Origin of the sequence: Cupriavidus taiwanensis LMG 19424, from assembly GCF_000069785.1 — a bacterium.
Lineage (GTDB): Bacteria > Pseudomonadota > Gammaproteobacteria > Burkholderiales > Burkholderiaceae > Cupriavidus > Cupriavidus taiwanensis.
Genome location: NC_010530.1, coordinates 372,189 through 393,658, shown reverse-complemented (window position 1 = coordinate 393,658; position 21,470 = coordinate 372,189). Strand labels below are relative to the sequence as shown.

Below are 21,470 nucleotides of genomic sequence, written 5' to 3'. Positions count from 1 at the left end.
CCCCGAGCACGGTCAAGTTGCCACGACCCCATCGGCCCAAGGCGCAGTGCCCTTCCTTGCACATCTTCACTCCGGCTTGATATTCGCCTCCTTCATCCGGGCCGCCCAGCTTTGCAGCTGCGCGCGCACAAATTGCTGCTGGGCTTCGACCCCGTTGGGCGCGACCTCCATGCCCATGCCCATGAAGCGCTCGCGCACCTCAGGCCGGGCCAGTGCCTTGTTGACCGACGCATTCAGGCGCTGCACGACTTCCTGTGACATCCCTGCCGGCCCGGCAAGACCGACCCAGAAGACGAGGTCGTAGGACTTGAAGCCCGATTCCGCAAATGTGGGGACGTTCTTCCACTCGGGCAGGCGATGTTCCGTGCTGACAGCAAGCGCGCGGATCTTTCCTCCCCTCATCAGCGCCGTTGCGACCGACAGGTCGCCGACGACATAGTCGATCTGTCCGCCAGCCAGGTCAGTCAGCGCCGGAGGCTGGCTCTTGTAGGAGACACCAACGGCCTGGATACCGGCAATCCGGTTGAACGCTTCCGCCGCCACCTGGCCACCCGGCGAGCCATAGCCAAAGTTCAGCTTGCCGCTCTTGCCGCGTTCCACAAGCTGCGCCACGGTCTTGATATCGCTGTCGTTACGAACCAGCAGCAACGCCGGCATCGTGGTGAGGCGCGCAATGTGGGTGAAGTCTCGCGTCGCGTCGTACGGAAGGTCCTTGATCAGCCCGGGATTGATCGAATTGATGGAGCTGCTGGAGATGGTCAGCGTGTAGCCGTCCTTTGGTGACTTGACCGCGTATTCGGTCCCGATGACGCCCTGGGCACCGGGGCGGTTCTCAACAACTACAGTTGTCCCCAGGTCCTTGCGGAGCTCTTCCGCAAGAATGCGCGCGCTGGTGTCGGTGGCGCTGCCGGCCGAGAACGCCGCAACAATCTTGATGGGCTTGTTGCCCGGATATGTGTCCGCCGCGAAGGCCGCTGCATTGGCCAACACCGCGGTACTGAAAAAGACGGCCTGAACGATGGGCTTCATTTCTGTCTCCTGTCATTGTTCTCTGCTTATCGACGACTCACTTCTTCCAGACGGCGGTCGCCGCACCGGCTACTTCCTTCAAGCTACCCAGTGCGGGCGGACCGCTCCGGATCGACGCCGGCGTCACACTCAGCTTGACCGGAACGCCGGGACCGATGTAGTCGCCTTGCCGGACCACCATCTGCCGGTGCAAGGTGTGGGGGGCCGCGGCAACATCGGCGATGCTCAGGATGGGAGCCGCGGGGACGTTCTGCGCCAGCAGCGCCTTGCCGAACGATTCACCGTCCACTGCGGCAAAGGCTCTGGACAACTCGGCGGTCAGCGCGTCGCGATGGGCCACTCGCTGGCGATTAGTGGCAAAGCGCTCGTCATCCGGCAGGTGGCCGGCACCCAATGCCTGGCACAGCTTTCCGAACAGGCGGTCATTGGCCACCGCGACGAACAGCGGGCAAGTCGCGGTCTGGAAGATGTCGTACGGAACGATATTGGGGTGACTGTTTCCCGTCGGCTTCGGCGTCACCCCGGAGGCGAGGAAATTCGTCAGAAACGGATGGGCGACCGACACCGCGGAGTCATACAGGCTCACATCGGCCAGTTGGCCGCGACCGGTCTGGTGGCGCGCATTCAATGCCAGCAGCACAGCCATTGCGGCATTCATGCCCGTGGTCAGATCCACCACCGGCACGCCGAGGCGAACGGGATTGCCTTCCGGCTCGCCGTTGATGCTGATCAGGCCGGCCATGGCTTGCACTGCCGCATCGTAGCCAGGCAGCTGACCCAGTGGACCGTCATCGCCAAATCCAGTGATCCGGCAGTGTATGAGCCGTGGGAAACGCTCAGTCATGCGGGACGGACTGTCGATGCCCCATGTCCTCAGCGTGCTCGCCTTGAAGTTCTCGATCAGGACGTCTGCAGTCTCCAGCAGCTGCCAGAAGGTCTCCCTATCGGCTTCGCCATTCATGTCGAGGATCATGCTGCGCTTGTTGCGGTTGACAGCGCGGAAGTACGCGGATGCGCCGTCCACGAAAGGCGGACCGAAGCCGCGGCACTCATCGCCCTCTGGCGCCTCGATCTTGATCACGTCAGCGCCGTGGTCGCCAAGAATCTGCCCGCAGAACGGGCCCGCCAGCACGCGCGATGCATCGACCACGCGTAACCCCGAGAGCGCCCCGTGGGCAAGTTCAGCTTTGCCTGTATCGGCCATCTCAGTCTCCTTCGATCGCCCACTCAAAGGCATAGCCTTGCTTGCCCTTGTGCCAGCTGGTTCTCAGGGTCAGTCGATGGTTGTGCGCTGCCAGCGCTCCTTCGAACAGGCCGCACCATGCGTCGGCCACGCAGGGATGCGCGTCGGACACCGAATCCATCAGCGTCCAGCCGCGTTGGTAGACCTGGCTGCCGAAACCGCCGATTTCGCACGCATCATCCTGGGCTCGAGCCAGTGTCTCCATGAACCTGGCGAAGCTGTCGGCAGATTTGTCGACAGGTGTGCCGAGCTGAGCAGCGGTCTCGTGATAGAACTGCATCCCGATCAACCTTGCGGTGAGGCGCAGCAGCCGCTCCGCTTCATGCGGACCCCAGAGGTTTGCGGCAACAGGAAGCGCGGTGCGCACGTATTCCATCGCGTAGTTGCGCTTAGCCTTGTCGAGCCGTGCTTGCGGCCAGGTATCGGTGGGTAGTGTCGGAGCCGCGGCAGCATCGAAGTCCGGCGCCTCTTCATTGCGAGCAAAGCGCAGCCGCTCATGCGGCTCGAGGTCATGGTCGTACTCGTAGTAGTAGCCTTCCAGGCCGGATTGGCCGTCTGCTGCCTGCTTGGTGCAGACAAAGCCCAGACGCGGATTGCCGAGGGTCACGCCATTCTGGGCATGCCAGCCCGCCAGCATCGCGCGCGAGACTTCGGAAGGAATGCCGCAAAGCGCCGTGCCGGACCAGATCCAGCGCGGGGCGTTGTAGCGGATCCACGCCTTCCGGTCGCTCTCATGCATGTACTGCACGGCGACGCCGCCGATATGGTTGGAGAGATAGTGATACTGGGCCGCCGCCACGGCTGGCGGCAGTCCGTCGATGCCCAGCTTGCGCAGTCCGGCGAGAAAACGCTCGCGGCGCTGGCGGCAGAAGATCTCGTAGACCAGCTCCGCCGCCGCCGGCGTTCCCTTGCGGGTCACGGTCGACAGCACGATACCGGTGAAGAAGGCGTGATAGAGCCCGGCGACGGCGCGCCAGCCCGCCTGCGGCTGGTAGGGTTCCGGGTTCGGCATGCCGGCATCCGATGGCTTCGTATGCGTCATTGCGCGGCCTCGATATCGGCGAGCGCGCCCTTCCTGACTGCGCGTGCAAGAACGATGCGCTGGATTTCAGACGTACCTTCGTAGATCTCGACAATGCGCTGGTCGCGATAGCATCGCTCCACGACATTCGGTTTCACATAGCCTCGCCCGCCAAGGATCTGCACCGCGTCGTCCACGACATCGTGGGACGCTTCGCTGGCGTAGAGCTTGGCCATGGCGCCGAGCGTTCCGATGTCCTTGCCCTCGTCATAGCCGCGAGCCGCTTCATACGTGAACATGCGCGCCGCCGACAGGTGCATGGCCGCATCGGCCAGCTTGAAGCCGACGCCTTGGTGGTCGATCAGGGTGTGGCCAAAGGTCTTGCGGGTTACCGCGTAGCGCCGCGCCGCGTCGTACGCACACAAGGCGATGCCGTTGGCCTGGGCCGCCACCACCACCCGCCCGACGGTAAGGGTCGCCAGGGCCAGTTTCAGGCCATCGCCTTCGGGGCCAACGATGCTGTCTGCCGGCACCCAGACGTCGAGCCTGAGGTTGGTCGTTGTCGTGCCACGGATGCCCATCTTGTCTTCATAGAAGTCGACGACAAGACCCTCGGTATCCCGCGGCACCACGAATGCCGAAATCGCCTTGCGCGCTGCCACGTCGCCGGTGCGGGCAAAGACAATGAAGTGCTTCGAGTGGCCACCGTTGCCCAGCCAGCACTTCTCGCCACGAATACGCCAGCCATCGCCCTCGCGCACCGCCGTCGCCTGGATGGCCGACGGGTCGGAACCCGCTTCGCGTTCGCTCAGGGCAAAGTTCACCGCCTCACCGCGCCCGGCCAGCCCGCCGAGCAGGGCCTGCTTCTGCGCTTCACTGCCGGCCAGCAGAATCGGAAACGCGCCCAGTGCCAGCGCCGCCAGGATTGCCGACGTCGATGCGCAACCCTGTGCCACGGCTTCGACCACGGCGACCACCGCCGTCAGTGACGCACCCTCGCCGCCGTACTCCTTTGGCACGAACATGCCGGAGATCTTCGCCTCGAGCAGCCTGGGCAGATGCTCGACCGGATAGCGTTGGTCCCGGTCGATTTCCTCGGCCAGCGGCGCAAACGCTTGCGCGGCCAGGGCTTGCGCCTGTTGTTGCCACCTCGATTCGGACTCGCCCAGTTGCGGGTGCCAAAGCTCATTCATTTGCGGTCTCCAGTCATGCCTCTTTGCTAGTCGATGGCGTCATTTCATCTGGAATCTTTGATACGATCCAGCTAGCATTGAGTAATCTTTATTCTGTTTTTTTGATTAAACGATGCTCGATGTCCGTCAGTTGCAGTGCTTCCTTGCGGTGGCAGAGGAACTTCACTTTGCGAAGGCGGCGGATCGCCTGGGGATTGCGCAGTCAGGTCTGAGCACCCAGATCCAACGGCTGGAGAAAGACCTGGGCGTCACGCTGCTGAACCGCAACAAGCGCAAGCCGGTCACGTTGACCGATGCCGGGCGGCTGTTCTACGCGGAAGCGGAAGCGGCATTGCGCCACATAGCGCGCGCCGACCAGGTCGGCCGGCTGGCTGCCAGAGGGCTTGCCGGGGTTATCCGCATTGGCTACGTCGCTTCTGGCGTCAGCACCGGACTGTTGTCAAGGATGTTGGGTGACTTCCGCAAGCACCATGAGCTGGTCCGCGTCGAAGTCGTACCCATGGAGACGCCACGCCAGCTCGACGCGCTCAACGATGGCCGGATCGATGTGGGTATCGTCAGGCCACGGCGACTATGTCCGGCAGGAATCGTGACGAAGATTGTGCAAACCGAACGCTTGCTGACTGCGATGGCAAGCCACCACGCGCTCGCCAGGCGCGGACCGGTTGCGGCCCGCGAGCTTGCCGACCAGCCGTTCATCATCCCGCAGTTTGCCGACGAGGAAGGGTTCGGCTTCGCATTGACCGCGCTGGGAAAGGCGGGAGGCTTTACGCCACGTCTCGAGTATCGCGTTCAGGATTTCATTTCGGCCGCCAGCCTCGCCTCCGCGGGATACGGGGTCGCGATCGTGCCGGAGTCGATGCAAAATTTCGCGCAGCCTGGGGTCTTCTACAAACCGGTTGCGGATTTCGGCCTGGCGGTCCATCTCGCGCTGGCCTACCGCCGGCGCGAGATGTCGCCCGCGGTAAGGGCCTTCGTGAAGCAAGCCGTTGACCCGAGCATAACGGCAAAAAGCTGAGCGCCGGCCGCCTTAGCCGACAAACCCCGCAAACGCCCCCAGATCCACATTCCCGCCCGACACGATAATGCCCACGCGCTTGCCCTTCACATCGAGCTTGCCATGCAGCACCGCGGCCGCGGCCAGGCAGCCAGTGGGCTCGGCCACGATCTTCATGCGCCCGGCGAAGAACTTCATGGTGTCGACCAGTTCGGCATCCGACACCGTGACGATATCCGTCACCAGCTCGCGGATCACGGCGAAGGTGTGGTTGCCCAGGTACGGCGTCTGCGCGCCGTCGGCAATGGTGCGCGGGGTCTCGATGCGCACGATCTCGCCGCTGCGCAGGCTGCGCTGGCCGTCGTTGCCGGCCTCCGGCTCGACGCCGTACACGGCGCAGCCTGGCGACATCGCCTGTGCCGCAACGGCGCAGCCCGACAGCAGGCCGCCGCCGCCCAGGCATACCACCAGCATGTCGAGCGGACAGGTTTCCTCGAACAGTTCCTTGGCCGCAGTGCCTTGCCCGGCCATCACGTGCGGGTGGTCGTAGGGCGGGATCAGCGTCATGCCGCGCTCGCCGGCGATGCGCCGGCCCAGCGCCTCGCGATCGTCCTGGTAGCGGTCGTACAGCACCACTTCGGCGCCGTAGCCGCGCGTGGCCTCGATCTTGATCGCGGGGGCGTCCTGCGGCATCACGATCACCGCCTGCACGCCCAGCAGGCGCGCCGACAGCGCGATCGCCTGCGCGTGGTTGCCGGAAGAGAACGCCAGCACGCCGCCCGCCTTCTGCTGCGGGGTGAACTGGGCAATGGCGTTGTACGCGCCGCGGAACTTGAAGGCGCCGATGCGCTGGAAGTTCTCGCACTTGAAGAACAGCTGCGCCCCGGTGGCCGCGTCGGCGGTGGCGGAGGTCAGCACCGGGGTGCGGTGGGCGGCCGCGCGGATGCGTTCGTGCGCGGCGGCAACGTCGTCGAAAGAGATCGGCAGGGCGGTCATGGCGGTGGCAAGGGAGGTGGGAGCGGCCAGTTTACCCGCCCCGGCACTCCCTTGCACCCACGCGGCCCGCGGGCTTGCCGCTAGGCCGTGGCGAGCTTGTGCGCCGCGCGCCTCGGCGCGGCCAGCGTACCGGCGCCCGCGGCCCCGGCTTCGCCAGGCAGGCGGAAGAAGGCCACCACCTCGCTCAGTTCGCGGCCCTGCTCTTCCAGCGCGCGCGAGGCATTGGCCGCCTCGCTCACCAGCGACGCGTTCTGCTGCGTGACCTGGTCGATCTGCACGATGGCCTGGTTGACCTGCTCGATGCCGCGGGTCTGCTCGGCCGACGCCGTGGCGATTTCCTCCACGATGCCGGTCACGCGCGCCACCGCCTGGGTCACCTCGGCCATGGTTTGGCCCGCCTCGCTGGCCAGCGACGAACCATCCTGCACCTGCCGCCCCGATGCCTCGATCAGCTCCTTGATCTCCTTGGCCGCGCTGGACGAGCGCTGGGCCAGCCCGCGCACTTCGCTGGCCACTACGGCAAAGCCGCGCCCCTGCTCGCCGGCGCGCGCCGCCTCCACCGCGGCGTTCAGCGCCAGGATATTGGTCTGGAAGGCAATGCCCTCGATGATGCCGGTGATCTCCGCGATCTTGCTCGAGCTGGCGCTGATGTCCTGCATCGTGCCGACCACGCGCTGCACCGTGGTGCTGCCGCGTTGCGCCACGTCGGCGGCGCTGCGCGCGAGTTCGCTGGCCTGGCGCGCGTTCTCGGTGTTCTGGCGCACGGTCTCGGTCAGTTCCTCCATGCTGGCCGCGGTCTGCTCCAGCGAGGCCGCCTGCTCCTCGGTGCGGCTGCTCAGGTCGGCATTGCCGCGCGCGATCTCGCTGGTGCTGATGGCGATATTGCCGCTGCTGGCGCGCACGCGGGTGACGGTGGCGGTCAGGCGCTCGTTCATGTCGCGCAATGCCGCCAGCAGCCGGCCGGTTTCGTCATGGCGGTCCACTTCGATGCGCGCGCCCAGGTCGCCGCCGGCGACGGTGCCGGCCACCTCCACGGCTCGCTGGATCGGACGCGTGATGGCACGCGTGACCAGCACGCCGCCGGCCAGCGCGATGAACGCGGACACCAGCGAGATCAGGATCAGCAGGTTGCGCTGGCGCTCGTAGTCCGCCTCGAGCCGGCGCTCCATTTCCTTCTGGCGGGTCTTGGTGAACTCGGCGTACGCATCGGTCGACTTGATCAGCGCCGCCAGCAACGGACGGCATTGCTTGTCGATCCGGCCGATGGCTTCCTCGATCTTGCGCTCGACCGCCAGCCCGACAATGCCGGTGGCGACCGGACCATACTGCGCCTCGACCCTGGCGACATCCTCGACCAGCTTGCGCGCCTCGTCGCTGACGCCAGGCTGGCGCACCATCTCGCTGAGCCGCGCCAGCCGGCTCTGCACGTCTTCGTGCGCGCGCAGGGCGTCGGCCTTCTCGCGCTCCAGCTCCGCCGCATCCGTCACCAGCACCAGGTTGCGCGCCGCAATGGCACGCCGGTCGACCGCGCTGCGCACCTGCGCCGCCATTTCCGCCCGGGCGTTCAACCCGTTCAGGTAGTCATTGAAACTCGCCGTCGCATCGCCAAGCGCATGCAGCGAATACACCGACACCACCAGCACCACGCCCGCCAGCGTGCCGAACCCGGCCAGCAGCCGCGTGCGGATAGACAGACTCCTGAAAACACTCATGATCACTCCCCTTACCGTCCAAGAAGACGTATGCGCTTCCGTTGTTATGGTTCTAACCCTGTTGCATGCCCGACTGCGGCATGCCACTGCGCGCCCGTTCCTGCCGGTCGGCACGGTATGCGGCATCGCCGGGGCGCATGGCCCCGGCGGCGGACTGGCATCCGTGCTCTTTGTTGCGGGGGCTAACGGTAGGGATGCGGGGAACTGTTCCCTACTAGAGTGGGGGACATCGAAAGCAGGCCGCCCGGAGCCGCATGGCTTGCCTACGCCAGCATCCGCACCTGCGGCTCGCGTCCCCACTGCCGCGTTTTTGCCGCCGCGATAAAACGCGCGGTGTCGCCGGCTGGCACGATGCCGGCGTCCGGCTGCAATCTGGCGTGGGCGAGCAGCATCTCCCCGCCCGCATCGGCGGCGATCGCCTTCAGATGCGCGTAGGCAAAGCAGACAAAGTCCAGCGCCGCGCTTTCCTGCGCCAGCATCGCGGCACCGTCGGCCGACAGCACCACAGCCACGGCATCGAACATCACCGAAGGCGTCCCGGCCAGCTGCCCATCTGCCGGCAGCTTGCTCCCATCGGCCAGCACCGCGCCGCCCACCTTGGGCGCGACGATCTTCACCGTGGCACCGGCGGCGCTGGCCGCCTGGCGGATCGCCTCGACGGTGGCGCCGTCGGAGCCGTCGGCGACCAGGATGCCGATTTCGCGCCCCTGCAGCGTGTCCTTCATCTTGCCGATGATCTGCAGCGCCGGCGACGGCGGCAGATCCTGCACCGGCGCGGCAGTGGAAAGCGGCTCGGGCAGCTGGTCCAGCGCCAGGCCGTCGGCCACGCGCCGTCCCAGGTCGGGGTCGATATTGAGCAGGTGGGCCACCATGCGCTCGCGCACATGCACGTGCTCGACCTTCGACAGCTCGAACACCAGCGCCGAGGCGATATGCGCCTGTTCGGCGCGGGTCTGGCTGCGGTAGAACTGGCGCGCCTGGCTGTAGTGGTCGGCAAAGGTCTCGGGGCGGATGCGGCCCTTGTCGCCCTGCTCGGACACCCGCGCGTGGCGGAAGCCAAGGTCCGGCGCCTCGCGCGGCGAGTCGTCCGACAGCGAGTTGGGCTCATAGGCGACGCGTCCCTTGGGCCGCTGCATCTGCATATGGCCGTCGCGCTGGTGATTGGCGAACGGGCACTTGGGCGCGTTCACCGGAATCTGGTTGAAGTTGGGGCCGCCCAGGCGCAGCAGTTGCGTGTCGAGGTAGGAGAACAGCCGGCCCAGCAGCAGGGGATCGTTGGAGAAATCGATGCCGCGCACGATGTTGGCGGGGCAGAACGCCACCTGCTCGGTCTCGGCAAAAAAGTTGTCGGGCCAGCGGTCCAGCACCATGCGGCCGATCATCTTCAGCGGCACGGTCTCTTCGGGGATGATCTTGGTCGCATCGAGATGATCGAACGGAAATTTGGCGGCATCGTCTTCGGTGAACAGCTGCACGCCCAGTTCCCATTCCGGATAGTTGCCGGACTGGATCGCATTGAACATGTCGCGGCGATGGAAGTCCGGATCGGCGCCGGCGATCTTGACGGCTTCGTCCCACACGGTGGACTGCAGTCCCAGCTTCGGCCGCCAGTGGAACTTGACGAAGGTGGAGCGGCCCTGCTCGTCGAGCAGGCGGAAGCTGTGCACGCCGAAGCCTTCGATCATGCGCAGCGAGCGCGGGATGGTGCGGTCCGACATGATCCACATGACCATGTGCATCGACTCCGGCGTCAGCGAAATGAAGTCCCAGAAGGTATCGTGCGCGGTGGCCGCCTGCGGGAAGGCGCGGTCGGGCTCCATCTTGACCGCGTGGACCACGTCGGGGAACTTGATCGCGTCCTGGATGAAGAACACCGGGATGTTGTTGCCGACCAGGTCCCAGTTGCCTTCCTTGGTATAGAACTTGACCGCGAAGCCCCGCACGTCGCGCGGCGTGTCGATCGAACCGGCGCCGCCGGCCACGGTGGAGAAGCGCGCAAACACGGGAGTCCTGACGCCGACCTCGGTCAGGATGCTGGCGGTGGTGAATTGCGACAGCGACTCGGTCAGCTCGAAATAGCCGTGCGCCGCGGTGCCGCGCGCATGGACGATCCGCTCGGGAATGCGCTCATGGTCGAAGTGTGTAATTTTTTCACGGAGAATGAAATCTTCGAGCAGGGTCGGGCCGCGCGGATTGGCCTTGAGCGAGTTCTGGTTGTCCGCGATGGGCGCGCCCTGGTTGGTGGTCAGCGGGACATGCGTGCCGCCGGCAACCTGGTGCAACTCTCCGCCGGTGCCGCGCTGGGCATCGCCATAACCGGCCGGAGTGCCCTGGGCGGTGGTGGCGGACGCAGTGTTTGACGTGGGCTTGGCCTTGGCGTCGGACGTGTCGGGCATAACGGTCTCCTGTATCGGGTCGAACGGATGAACGGCTGCAACCCGACAGTGCCTGCAATTGCCACGCCCGCTTCCTGACACTTTTGGTTACAAAGGCAAATTACCGAAAGTGCGACCTGTCAAACATCTGACATTTGATCCGTCAACAATCGCCCGCTGTCGCGACAAGCCACGGCCCTCACCGCAGCAACCGGCCGGATCGGCGCTTGTCCTCCGCCCCGCGGAAGCCCGATGCGTGCAGCCGTCTGTCGGCGCAATGGGCGCGGCCATCGTTCTCTCCCTCAACCACAAGAAAAGGCCCTGCACCAATGAGACCCAACTTGCTGTCGCATTCCGCCCGGCCATGGCTGGCGGCCGGCACCCTCACCCTGGCACTGATGCTTGCCGCCTGCGGTGGCGACTCGCCTGGCGCGACAGGCGGCACGCTGCAGCCCGGCGCCGCCAACGGCAACGCGCCGGACGCTGCCGGCAAGCCCGGCCACACCGACAAGCCTGGCAACTGCAGCACGCGTTGCGCGCCCTGATACGCCCCTTGATGCGCCCCTGATTCGGGCCGCTTTCCGACCCAGCGACAGAAGCCAACCCAACCCATGACCTTCAATCCGTCCAAGCGACAGTTCCTCAAGACCAGCCTCGGCACCGGCGCCGCCGCCGCGATGCTGGCCAGCTTTCCGCCCAGCATCCGCCGCGCGCTGGCGATCGAGGCCAACAACGCCACCGGCACCATCCAGGACGTCAAGCACGTCGTGATGGTGATGCTGGAAAACCGCTCGTTCGACAACTACTTCGGCACGTTCAGGGGCGTGCGCGGCTACGGCGACCGCTTTGCCATCCCGCTGCCGAATGGCAAGACCGCGTTCTACCAGACCGATGCCAACGGCAATACGCTGACGCCCTACCACCTCGACGAAACCCAGGGCAATGCGCAGCGCGCGGGCGGCACGCCGCACACGTGGCCGGACGCGCAGGCCGCCTGGGACCACGGCCGCATGGACCGCTGGCCGGTGGCCAAGAAGGCGCTGTCGATGGGCTACTACGACAACGCCGAAATCCCGTTCCAGCGCGCGCTGGCCGACGCCTTCACGCTGTGTGACGCGTACCACTGCGCGATGCACACCGGCACCATCCCCAACCGCCTGTTCTACTGGACCGGCAGCAACGGTCCCACCGGCGACAACGTCGCGGTGATGGTCAATGAATTCAACGCCGGCGCCGACGTGGGCCCGTCCACCGAGGGCTGGACCTGGAAGACCTACGCCGACCGCCTGCAGGCCGCCGGGGTCAGCTGGAAGGTCTACCAGAACGTGCCGGACAACTACGGCTGCAACCAGATGATGAGCTTCCGGCACTGGCGCGCCGAGATGGAGAAGATGCCGGTGGGGCGCAAGCTGTCCAACACCGCCGGCACTGGCGTCAACCCGCCCTACAACCCGGATATCGACGACCAGTACAGCGCGCTGGCCAAGGGCTTCTGCAACACCATGCCCGACGGCGGCTTCCTGCAGTCGCTGCGCGACGACGTAGTCAACGGCCGGCTGCCGGAAGTGTCGTGGATCATCCCGCCGGCCGAGTTCAGCGAGCACCCCGGCCCGTCCAGCCCGGCCAAGGGCGGCTGGTACGTGCAGTCCATCCTCGATGCGCTGACGGCATCGCCCGAGGTCTGGAGCAAGACCGTGCTGCTGATCAACTTCGACGAGAACGACGGCTTCTTCGACCACAGCCCGCCGCCCACCGCGCCGTCGCGCAACCCGGACGGCACGCTGGCCGGCAAGTCGACGCTGAGCGATGCGCAAATGGCCTACGAGTACTTCAACTTCCCGCCCGCCACGGCCAAGCAGCCGCCCCAGGACGGCAAGCCATTCGGTCCCGGCCCGCGCGTGCCGATGTGGGTGGTGTCGCCGTGGAGCCGCGGCGGTTGGGTCAACTCCGAGGTGTTCGACCACACCTCGGTGCTGCGCTTCCTGGAAGCGCGCTTCGGCGTGATGGAGCCGCAGATCAGCGCCTACCGCCGCGCCGTTTGCGGCGACCTGACCAGCGCCTTCAACTTCGCCACGCCCAACACCGAGACGCTGCCGGTGCTGGCGGGGCGCACCACGCGCGCCGACGCCACCAGCCTGACCGCCTGGCAGCAGACGCGGCCCGCGATCCTGGTGCCCGCCACGCCGGCGCTGCCGGCGCAGGCCACCGGCTCGCGTCCGTCGCGCAAGCTGCCGTATGCACTGCATACCAGCGCGCGCGTCGATGCCGCGGCGCGCACCGTGCGCCTGCTGTTCGCCAACGGCAGCGCGCAGCAGGCCGGCGCGGTGTTCCATGTCTACGACAAGCTGCACCTGGACCGCATTCCGCGCCGCTACGTGGTCGAGGCCGGCAAGGCGCTGGACGATGCGTGGGACGTCAATGCCGACGGCGGCAAGTACGACCTGTGGGTGCTCGGCCCCAACGGCTATCACCGCGCCTTCGCCGGCGACATCAACGAGGCGGCCACCACGTCGGCCGAAATCCAGGTCTGCTACAACCCCTGCAAGAAGCCGACCATCCAGGTCAAGCTGCATAACGACAGCGACGCCGACGTGACCTTCACCGTCAAGGCGCTGGCCTATCGCGACGACGGCCCGTGGACGCAGCGGGTCAAGCGGGGCAAGGTGGAACTGCTGGAATGGCCGGTCGCCGACAGCGGCAACTGGTACGACTTCGTCGTGACCTGCGCAGCCAGCCCGGCGTTCGCGCGCCGCTTTGCCGGGCGCATGGAGACCGGCGAGGATACGGTCAGCGATCCGGCAATGGGCGTGATCTGACGGCCCGAGGGGACGCGGCGCAGGGCGGCGCTTACGCCTTGCGCCAGACCGGCGAGGCCGACACCGCCACCTTGCGCGGCAGGATGCCCTGCGCGGCAAAGGCATCGGCAATGCGCTGCTGCTCGGCCAGCGCCGCTGCGTCGACAGTGCGCACGGCATAACTGCGGCGCGCGTTGGCGGCTTCGACCGTGGCGACATCCAGGCCGATCAGCGGTGCGTGCCAGCGCGCGGCCTCGGCGGGGTTGCGCTTGACCCAGTCGCCGGCGTCGCGCAGCGCGTCGAACACCACCTCGAGCACCTCGGCATGCGTGCGCGCGAACGGCGTGGCGGCCAGGTAGAAGCGGCGATAGCTCGACAGCCCTTCGCCATCGCGCAGCACGCGCGCATTGGACTGGCGCTGCACCGCCGCCAGGAACGGGTCCCAGATGACCCACGCCGCCACGCTGCCGCGCTCGAACGCGGCGCGCGCATCGGCGGGACTCAGGTAAGCCGGCTCGATATCGCGGATCGACAGTCCCGCGCGCGCCAGCGCTTCCAACACCAGGTAGTGCGCGCCCGCGCCCTTGGCGAACGCCACGCGCTGGCCCTTGAGCTGGGCCACCTCGCGGATCGGCGAATCGGCGCGCACCACGATCGCCTGCGCCTGCGGCGACGGCGTCTCGGTCGCGTAATACGTCAGCGAAGCGCCCGCGGCCAGCGCGAACGGCGGCACCGCGTCGGCCACGTCGGCGCTGAGGTCGATGTTGCCGAGGTTCAGCGCCTCCAGCAGCGGCAGACCCGAGGTGAACTCATACCACTGCACCGCCACGCCCCTGGGCGCGAGGGCCTTTTCCAGCGTCTGCCGCGATTTCAGCAGGATCATCAGCGTGGAAGACTTCTGGTAGCCGATGCGCAGCGCCGTCAGCCCCTGCCCCGCGCTGACGCCAGGCAACGCAGCGGCAGCGGCCGCGCCCGCTGCGGCCAGAAGCCAGCGGCGGCGGGAAGTGTGAAGCGGGGTCATGGCAAGGCTCCAGATGCAGATCGGAGCGCCAGCATAGTCGCGGCATCGTGCCAGGCCAACGAAGATTGCCGCGAATGCTTATGGGGCGGCGCTATCATCCAGGATTCCAGCGCCCACTTCCGCCCCGAACACCATGAACCTGTCCGCCGGCATCCCCATCCTCCGCATCTTCTCGGTCGACAAGGCCATGGAGTTCTACCTGGATTTCCTCGGCTTCACGCTCGACTGGGAGCATCGCTTCGAAGACGGATTGCCCCTGTACGCGCAGGTCAGGCGCAGCGGCCTGACGCTGCATCTGAGCGAGCACCATGGCGATGCCACGCCGGGGTCGACCGTGTTCGTGCCGGTAGTGGATATCGATGCGCTGCACCGGGAGCTGTCCGCCAAGGACTATCCGTACGCCCGGCCCGGTGTGGAGGACGTGGGCTGGGGCCGGATGCTGCAGGTGGCCGACCCGTTCGGTAACCGGCTGCGGTTCTGCGAGGTGACCGGGGATTAGGCCGCGGCTTCCCGTTGTGTCGGGAAGCCGGTGCCGGATGCCGCTCAGTTGACCGGCTGCGGCTGGGGGAAATTCCACGCACCGCTCAGCACCTCGGCGCGGGGACGATAGAGCCGCACGGTGTAGTTCCATCCCTCGACCACCGGCAGGCAGTTGGGCACCTGGCCGTCGCAGCCGCCGAACTGGATGGCGATGGCACCATCGCTACTCTTCTTCGCGGTCAGGTTGTTGACCGTGTAGGCATTGGCGGGATTCTTCTGGAAGTAGCCGGCGGCGTTGTAGACGCTGACCGACCAGAACGCATCGACGGGCACGTCCTTCACATTGAGGCGATAGACCGTCTTGCCGTCGTTCTTCGCGGGCGTGATGTTGAGGTACACCGCGTCCTTGTCAGGATTGCCGCCCCATGCCGCCGCCGTGCCGATCAGGCGCCGCACCGGGTCGACCGTCTCCCTGGTGCCGAACGCCTGCCTGAAGTCCGGCATGGTCGAGGACAACACCAGCAGCGCATCGCGGATCTTCTTCTGGCTCGCAGCATCCCACGCGGGCGTCTCGAATTTCCCCGTGGCCTGCTGGCTGACCTTGATCGCATCTTGCAGCACATGGACCTGGCGGATGTCATCCGCGCTGTTCGGATCCACCAGCGTGCGGATCGCCGCGGCCACGTAGCGGGTGCCGACGTTCTCGCGGGTCAGCGTGTAGGTGCCCTTGCCGTAGAACACGTTGGGCACATAGTGGTCTTCGTTGATGACCTGCAGGGCCATGAAGCGCTTGCCCGGATCCGGCATGGTGATGGTCACCGGGCCGGCATCGAGGTCGAACACGCCGGACGAATAGAGCGTATCGCGGTTGAGGCGGATCACGGTCTGCTGGTCGATCGACGCAGGTTCCCGGCGATGCAGCAGCTTGCCGATGCCGCCCTGCTTGACCAGCCCGCCCAGGTACATATCGGTCTCGGCGCGGATGAAGTTGTCGACGGTAACGGGAACGGCGGCGCCGGCCGGCGGCGTTGTGGCCGGCTGGGCGTGGACGGTGCCAAGCATGGCGAAGGCAATGCCAGTTGCGCAGGCGGCGGTCAGTTTGATTTTCATGCTGTGTTTCATGTGTTGGGAAGGATTGGCGGCGCCCTGCCTGAAACGCACGGGCGCCGGGGGCTCAGTTGCGCCTGACCAGCGGCGCGGGGAACCACTGTCCCGACAGGATCTGCTGGTCCGGCCCATACAGGCGGAAGGTCAGGTTGTAGTGCTGGCCCTTGCGCGTCGGCCGCACAGCCCCGCCAGCATGGCAACGGTAAGCACGGCCACACCAATGGTTGGCTTGGGGAAATCCATAAGCGCCTCGCTCCAGTAAGGTGGCTGCAAAGGCCAGACTGTCGCAGAGGGGTGGCGAAAAGTGAATTAAGTTTATTGCTCGGCCGATCTGAACAAAATCATCCGGCCACGCAATCCGTCCCGCTGCGCGCCCGCCGCCAGAAACACCGCGCTGGTACTGGCCACCGGCTTCCCGCCGGCGCTGATGGATCGGGTCGGGACGGGTGGGGACCGGTCGAAAGCGGAGTCCCGCCATCATCCACCAGCCCCGCCGGCCGCGCCACTGCCCGGGGCGTGTAAACTGCTGCATTTTTCGAATCCAGCGGAATGTTACAAGTGCCCCGGCGCACAGGCCTGAGCGGACCCACGCTGGTCCGCCTGCTGGCCCGCCTGGCTGATGCCGACGCCCCCGCCCCTGCAAGCTCGCTTTCCAGCCAGCTGAGCCAATGGCTTGGCTGGGCGGATGCGATCGCGCTGTCGTCGGCGCTGAAGGCCCACGCGCAGGCCGAGCCAGGTACCGCAAGTGCCGGCGGCGGCACCGAAGCGCAGGACTGCGCACGCGTGCGCGCGCGGCTGGCCGACGCCATCGCCGAAGACACCGCGCCGGCCAGCCGGCGGCGGGGCCCGGCGCGACCGTCGGCGCTGACGGACCCGGTCGATGCGCAGGTGGACTACGCGGTCCATCGCCAGCGTTACCAGACGCTGCAGCAGGCCATGGAAACCGCCATCGGCGGCGCGCGCGCGCGCCTGCGCGCCGCGCTGTCGGCCGGTACGCCGGCCATGGCCAAGCTGGCGATGGTCGACGCGGTGATGGAGCGCGTGCTCGGCGCGCGCGAGCAGAGCCTGCTGGGCGCGGTACCAAACCTGCTGGAGGCGCATTTCCAGCGACTGCGCCAGGCCGAGGCCCAGGCCCTGGAAGCGCAGGCCCAGGCACCCGAACAACCCGCGGCGATCCGCGCCGGCGCATGGCTGGGCGTGTTCCGCAAGGATATGCAGAGCGTGCTGCTCGCCGAACTCGAGATCCGCTGGCAGCCCGTCGAAGGCTTGCTGGCGGCGCTGCAAGACAGCTAACCCGGACATCATGACCCGATACCTATCCCATATTGTTGCGTTCCTGGCGGGCCTGGCGGTCGTCTGCTGGATTGGCGCGGGCTATGCCGGCACCAATTTCCTGGCGCTGGTCGTCACCCTGCTGATCGGCGGCTTCTACGTGGCCGGCGCGCTGGAACTGCTGCGCTATCGCCAGGCCACCGCCACGCTGGCGCAGGCGCTGGGCGGCCTGGCCGAAGCGCCGGCCAGCCTGGGCGGCTGGCTGGAACGCCTCCACCCCAGCCTGCGCGACAGCGTGCGGCTGCGCGTCGAAGGCGAGCGCGTCGGCCTGCCGGGCCCGGCGCTGACGCCCTACCTGGTCGGTCTGCTGGTGCTGCTAGGCATGCTGGGCACGTTCCTCGGCATGGTGGCCACCTTGCGCGGCACCGGCATCGCGCTCGAAGGCGCGACCGACCTGCAGGCGATCCGCGCATCGCTGGCGGCGCCGGTCAAGGGGCTGGGCTTTGCCTTCGGCACCTCGGTCGCGGGCGTGGCCACTTCGGCCATGCTGGGGCTGCTGTCCGCGCTGTGCCGGCGCGAGCGCATCCAGGCCGCGCAGGCGCTCGATGCCCGCATCGCCACTACGCTGCGCAGCTTCTCGCGCGGCCACCAGCGCGACGAAGCCTTGCGGTTGCTGCAGCGCCAGGCCGACGTGATGCCGGCGCTGGCCGAGCAGATGCAGGCCATGATGCGCGCCATGGCGCAACAGAACGAGGCCCTGGCCGAGCGGCTGGCGGCCAGCCAGGACGCCTTCCACGGCAAGACCGAAGCCGTCTACACGCGCCTGGCGGCGTCGGTGGAGCAATCGCTCAAGGACAGCATTGCCGACAGCGCCCGCGCCGCGGGCGCCGCGATCCAGCCCGCGGTGGACGCGACCATGGCCGGCCTGGCGCGTGAGACCACGGCCCTGCGCGACGCCGTCACGCAGGCGGTGCAACAGCACCTGGACGGCGTTTCGAGCCGGTTCGAGAGCGCTACCGCCGGTGTCGCCGCCACCTGGAACCAGGCGCTTGCCGGCCATCAGCGCACCAGCGAGGCGCTAGCGGCGGACCTGCGCACTTCGCTCGATGGCTTCAGCCAGACCTTCGAGCAACGCTCGGCCAGCCTGCTGGACAATGTCGCCAGCCGCTTCGACGCCGTCGCGGCCAGCACCGCCGAGGCCTGGCGCGAGGCGCTGTCGCGGCAGCAGCAGGCCACCGAAAAACTGGCCGGCGACAACCAGCAAGCGCTGTCGGCCGCCGCTGCTACATTTGGCGAGCACGCCGCGGCGCTGGTGCGCACCGTGGACGCCTCGCATGCCGGCCTGCAGGCGCAACTCGCCGCACAGGACGCGCAGCGCCTGTCGGCCTGGGCCGACACGCTCGGCGGCATGACCGCGACCCTGCGCCAGCAACTGGAACAGCTGAACGCACACACCGTCAGCCGCCACGACGAAATCAGCGCCACGCTGGCGCGGAACGTGCGCGAGGTCTCGGCGCAGACGCAGGCGCATGCCAGCAGCACGCTGGCCGAGATCGACCGCCTGGTGCAGGCCGCCGCCGAAGCGCCGAAGGCCGCCGTCGCGCTGCAGGCAGAACTGGCGTCGCGCGATGAAGCGCGCTTTGCTGCGTGGACCGATACGCTTGGCAGCATCACGGCCACGCTGCGCCAGGAATGGCAGCAGCTGAACGCGCACACGGTCGCGCGCCAGGATGAAATCAGCGCGACGCTGGCGCAGCACGTGCAAGAGATCTCCGCGCAGACGCAGGCGCATGCCAGCCGCACCCTCGCCGAAATCGACCGGCTGGTGCAGGCCGCCTCGGAAGCGCCGAAGGCCGCGGTCGCGCTGCAGGCAGAACTGGCCGAGCGCGATGCTGCGCGCTTCGCCGGCTGGACCGACACCCTCGGCGGCATCGCCGCGACGCTGCGCCAGCAATGGGAGCAGTCCAGCACGCACGCCGCCGCGCGCCAGCGGGAAGTGTGCGAGGCGCTGGCACAGACCGCGCGCGCCATCTCGACCGAAACCCAGGCGCATACCAGCACCACCCTGGCCGAGATCGACCGCCTGGTGCAGGCCGCCGCCGAGGCGCCGAAGGCCGCCACCGCGCTGCAGGCGGAAATGGTGGCGCAGGACGCGCAACGCCTGGCCGCGTGGACCGAAACGCTGGGCACCATGGCGGCTGCGCTGCGCGGCGAATGGGAACAGGCCAGCGCGCACGCCACCGCGCGCCAGCAAGAGATCTGCGAAATGCTGTCCGTCACCGCGCGCGACATGGCGGCGCAGGCCCAGGCCCAGGCCACCGGCACCGTCGCTGAAGTCTCGCGCCTGCTGCAGGCCGCGAGCGAAGCGCCCCGCGCCGCCGCCGAAGTCATCGCGGAGCTGCGCGAGAAGCTGACCGAGGGCATGGCGCGCGACCATGCCATGCTGGAAGAACGCAGCCGCATGATGGAAACCCTGGGCACGCTGCTTGACGCCGTGAACCACGCCTCGACCGAACAACGCACCGCGGTCGATACGCTGGTTGCCACCACTGCCGACCTGCTCGAGCGCATCGGCACCCGCTTCACCGACAAGGTTGAGTCCGAGAGCGGCAAGCTTGCCGGCATCGCCGCGCAGGTCACCGGCAGCGCGGTCGAGGTGGCCAGTCTGGGCGAAGCCTTCGGCGTGGCGGTGCAGCTGTTCAGCGAATCGAACGGCAAGCTGATCGATCACCTGCAGCGCATCGAGGCCGCGCTCGACAAGTCGATGACGCGCAGCGACGAGCAACTGGCCTACTACGTGGCGCAGGCGCGCGAGGTGGTGGACCTGAGCATGCTGTCGCAGAAGCAGATCCTGGAAGACCTGCAGCTGCGCGCATCCGCGCAGGCGTCCGGCGCAGAGGCGGCATGAGAGAGGAATTCGACGCCGGCGTTGAGCCCACCGTGCCGGCCTGGGCGGTCTTCGGCGACCTGATGTCGGTGCTGCTGGGCGCGTTCGTGCTGGTGCTGCTGGGCGTCATCGGCGTGCAGATGGAGCTGTCGGCCCGGCTGGAAGCCGAGGTGAAGCAGCGGCAGGAAGAAGCCCAGCGCCGCGAGACGCTGGAAAAGGCGCTGGCCGGCCCGCTCGCCGCCGGCCGCGTGACGCTGGTGAACGGGCGCATCGGCATCAGCGGCAGCGTGCTGTTCGCGCTGAACTCCGCCGAGTTGCAGCCCGAAGGCCGCGATCTGCTCAGGAGCCTGGCCCAGCCGCTGTCGGCCTACCTGCGCAGCCGCGACGAGATCCTGATGGTCAGCGGCTTTACCGACGACCAGCAGGTGCGCGAGGGCAACCGGCGCTTTGCCGACAACTGGGAACTGTCGGCGCAGCGCGCCCTGACCGTAACCCGCACGCTGATCGATGCGGGCATCCCGCCCTCATCGGTATTCTCGGCCGCGTTCGGCTCGCAGCAGCCGGTGACGCCGAATGCCGATGCCGCCAGCCGAGCGAAAAACCGGCGCGTGGAAATCTCGCCGGTGCCGCGCGTGACCACCGGCACGGTGAAGGCGCATGGCTGAGCTCGACGCGGCGGCCGGGGCCCGCGCGCAACTCGACGCCTGGCGGGCCAGCGGCGCCGACCGCGCCGACCCGGTGCGCTTCCGGCTGATGCAGGCACTGGCCGCCCGCGCCGCCGGACACGGCGGCGCGGCGCGGCAGTTGCTGGAGGCGCGCCTGCGGGAGCTGATCGGCGCCTATGCCGCCCTTGTGCCGCGCAACGCCGATAACGCTGGCGAGACCACTTGCCAGCCAGTGCCAACGCCAGCCGTGAGCGCGCTGGGCGCACTGGTCCACGATCTCGCCGCGCGTGCCAGACCCGCCATCGCGGCGGCTTCGAACGATGCCCGCCCGGTCTCGCCGTCACCGGCGCAAGCCGTGAGCATGCCGCTGGTCGACACCCTCGCCGACTACTTCCGCGAGACCTGGGCCCGGGTCAGCGTCGAGCAGCAGTTCCGCCAGTCGCTGGAACGCGTGCCGGAGAACGCCGGACCGCTCAATACCGACCATCTCGTGCACCGTGCGCTGTCGCTGATGCGCGAGACATCGCCCGAATACCTGCGGCATTTCCTGTCGTATGTCGAGGGCATGGCGTGGCTGGAGCAATTGAGCACGGCTGCCGCGGCGCAAAAGGAAGCGGCGCGCGCGGCCGCCCGGAAAAGCACGCGCGCCAAAGCCCGCAAGCCATAATCCGGCTGAC

The 21,470-nt window shown here is 67.6% G+C and carries 17 protein-coding genes; 8 read left to right on the top strand and 9 right to left on the bottom strand.

What is annotated here, in order from left to right; all coding sequences use genetic code 11:
* Nucleotides 1-66 precede the first annotated feature (66 nt).
* From RALTA_RS17465 to RALTA_RS17450, 4 genes are read right to left on the bottom strand one after another with little or no spacing between them, the layout of a single operon-like run.
* Complete coding sequence (locus RALTA_RS17465) at nt 67-1,029, bottom strand: Bug family tripartite tricarboxylate transporter substrate binding protein (RefSeq protein WP_012355203.1); 963 nt, start codon at nt 1,027-1,029, stop codon at nt 67-69.
* Nucleotides 1,030-1,066: 37 nt separating this feature from the next.
* On the bottom strand, nt 1,067-2,233 hold the full coding sequence (locus RALTA_RS17460) for a CaiB/BaiF CoA transferase family protein (protein WP_050976496.1): 1,167 nt from the start codon (nt 2,231-2,233) through the stop codon (nt 1,067-1,069).
* A gap of 1 nt (nt 2,234) precedes the next feature.
* A complete protein-coding gene (locus RALTA_RS17455; protein ID WP_012355201.1) occupies nt 2,235-3,314 on the bottom strand; it encodes a hypothetical protein in 1,080 nt (359 codons plus the stop codon).
* On the bottom strand, nt 3,311-4,486 hold the full coding sequence (locus tag RALTA_RS17450) for an acyl-CoA dehydrogenase family protein (protein WP_012355200.1): 1,176 nt from the start codon (nt 4,484-4,486) through the stop codon (nt 3,311-3,313). The genes RALTA_RS17455 and RALTA_RS17450 overlap by 4 nt, the downstream gene beginning before the upstream one ends.
* 112 nt (nt 4,487-4,598) lie before the next feature.
* Between RALTA_RS17450 and RALTA_RS17445 the strand changes: the two genes are divergently transcribed.
* Complete coding sequence (locus RALTA_RS17445) at nt 4,599-5,504, top strand: LysR family transcriptional regulator (RefSeq protein ID WP_012355199.1); 906 nt, start codon at nt 4,599-4,601, stop codon at nt 5,502-5,504.
* Between the two features lie 12 nt (nt 5,505-5,516).
* Here RALTA_RS17445 and RALTA_RS17440 read toward each other — a convergent pair whose 3' ends face one another.
* The 3 genes from RALTA_RS17440 to RALTA_RS17430 form a co-directional block, all read right to left on the bottom strand.
* Nucleotides 5,517-6,479, bottom strand: a complete 963-nt coding sequence (locus RALTA_RS17440) for a threo-3-hydroxy-L-aspartate ammonia-lyase (RefSeq protein WP_012355198.1) — start codon at nt 6,477-6,479, stop codon at nt 5,517-5,519.
* An 80-nt stretch (nt 6,480-6,559) separates the two neighbouring features.
* On the bottom strand, nt 6,560-8,191 hold the full coding sequence (locus RALTA_RS17435; RefSeq protein ID WP_012355197.1) for a methyl-accepting chemotaxis protein: 1,632 nt from the start codon (nt 8,189-8,191) through the stop codon (nt 6,560-6,562).
* Between the two features lie 263 nt (nt 8,192-8,454).
* On the bottom strand, nt 8,455-10,587 hold the full coding sequence (locus RALTA_RS17430) for a catalase (RefSeq protein ID WP_012355196.1): 2,133 nt from the start codon (nt 10,585-10,587) through the stop codon (nt 8,455-8,457).
* 320 nt (nt 10,588-10,907) lie between these two features.
* Here RALTA_RS17430 and RALTA_RS17425 point away from each other — a divergent pair, with 320 nt between their 5' ends.
* Together RALTA_RS17425 and RALTA_RS17420 are read left to right on the top strand one after the other, a co-directional pair.
* Nucleotides 10,908-11,111: a hypothetical protein gene (locus tag RALTA_RS17425; protein ID WP_012355195.1), complete on the top strand. Its 204-nt coding sequence runs from the start codon at nt 10,908-10,910 to the stop codon at nt 11,109-11,111.
* Nucleotides 11,112-11,177: 66 nt separating this feature from the next.
* A complete protein-coding gene (locus RALTA_RS17420) occupies nt 11,178-13,382 on the top strand; it encodes a phosphocholine-specific phospholipase C (RefSeq protein ID WP_012355194.1) in 2,205 nt (734 codons plus the stop codon).
* A 31-nt stretch (nt 13,383-13,413) separates the two neighbouring features.
* On the opposite strand, the gene RALTA_RS17415 is transcribed toward RALTA_RS17420, so the two are convergent.
* Entirely contained in the window at nt 13,414-14,382 is a 969-nt protein-coding gene (locus RALTA_RS17415; protein WP_041232441.1) for an aliphatic sulfonate ABC transporter substrate-binding protein, read from the bottom strand.
* A gap of 133 nt (nt 14,383-14,515) precedes the next feature.
* On the opposite strand from RALTA_RS17415, the gene RALTA_RS17410 reads away from it, so the two are divergent.
* On the top strand, nt 14,516-14,881 hold the full coding sequence (locus RALTA_RS17410) for a glyoxalase superfamily protein (RefSeq protein ID WP_012355192.1): 366 nt from the start codon (nt 14,516-14,518) through the stop codon (nt 14,879-14,881).
* 44 nt (nt 14,882-14,925) lie between these two features.
* On the opposite strand, the gene RALTA_RS17405 is transcribed toward RALTA_RS17410, so the two are convergent.
* Nucleotides 14,926-15,972 (bottom strand): DUF1254 domain-containing protein, encoded by a 1,047-nt coding sequence (locus RALTA_RS17405; protein WP_012355191.1) that lies wholly within the window; start codon nt 15,970-15,972, stop codon nt 14,926-14,928.
* A 546-nt stretch (nt 15,973-16,518) separates the two neighbouring features.
* Here RALTA_RS17405 and RALTA_RS17400 point away from each other — a divergent pair.
* From RALTA_RS17400 to RALTA_RS17385, 4 genes are read left to right on the top strand one after another with little or no spacing between them, the layout of a single operon-like run.
* The gene (locus RALTA_RS17400; RefSeq protein WP_012355189.1) at nt 16,519-17,262 is read left to right on the top strand and encodes a DUF3348 domain-containing protein; all 744 of its coding nucleotides are present in this window, start codon (nt 16,519-16,521) and stop codon (nt 17,260-17,262) included.
* A gap of 10 nt (nt 17,263-17,272) precedes the next feature.
* Entirely contained in the window at nt 17,273-20,149 is a 2,877-nt protein-coding gene (locus RALTA_RS17395; RefSeq protein ID WP_012355188.1) for a DUF802 domain-containing protein, read from the top strand.
* Nucleotides 20,146-20,793 (top strand): OmpA family protein, encoded by a 648-nt coding sequence (locus tag RALTA_RS17390; RefSeq protein ID WP_012355187.1) that lies wholly within the window; start codon nt 20,146-20,148, stop codon nt 20,791-20,793. The genes RALTA_RS17395 and RALTA_RS17390 overlap by 4 nt, the downstream gene beginning before the upstream one ends.
* Complete coding sequence (locus RALTA_RS17385) at nt 20,786-21,460, top strand: DUF2894 domain-containing protein (RefSeq protein ID WP_012355186.1); 675 nt, start codon at nt 20,786-20,788, stop codon at nt 21,458-21,460. Before RALTA_RS17390 ends, RALTA_RS17385 begins: the two co-directional genes overlap by 8 nt.
* Nucleotides 21,461-21,470: the final 10 nt, after the last annotated feature.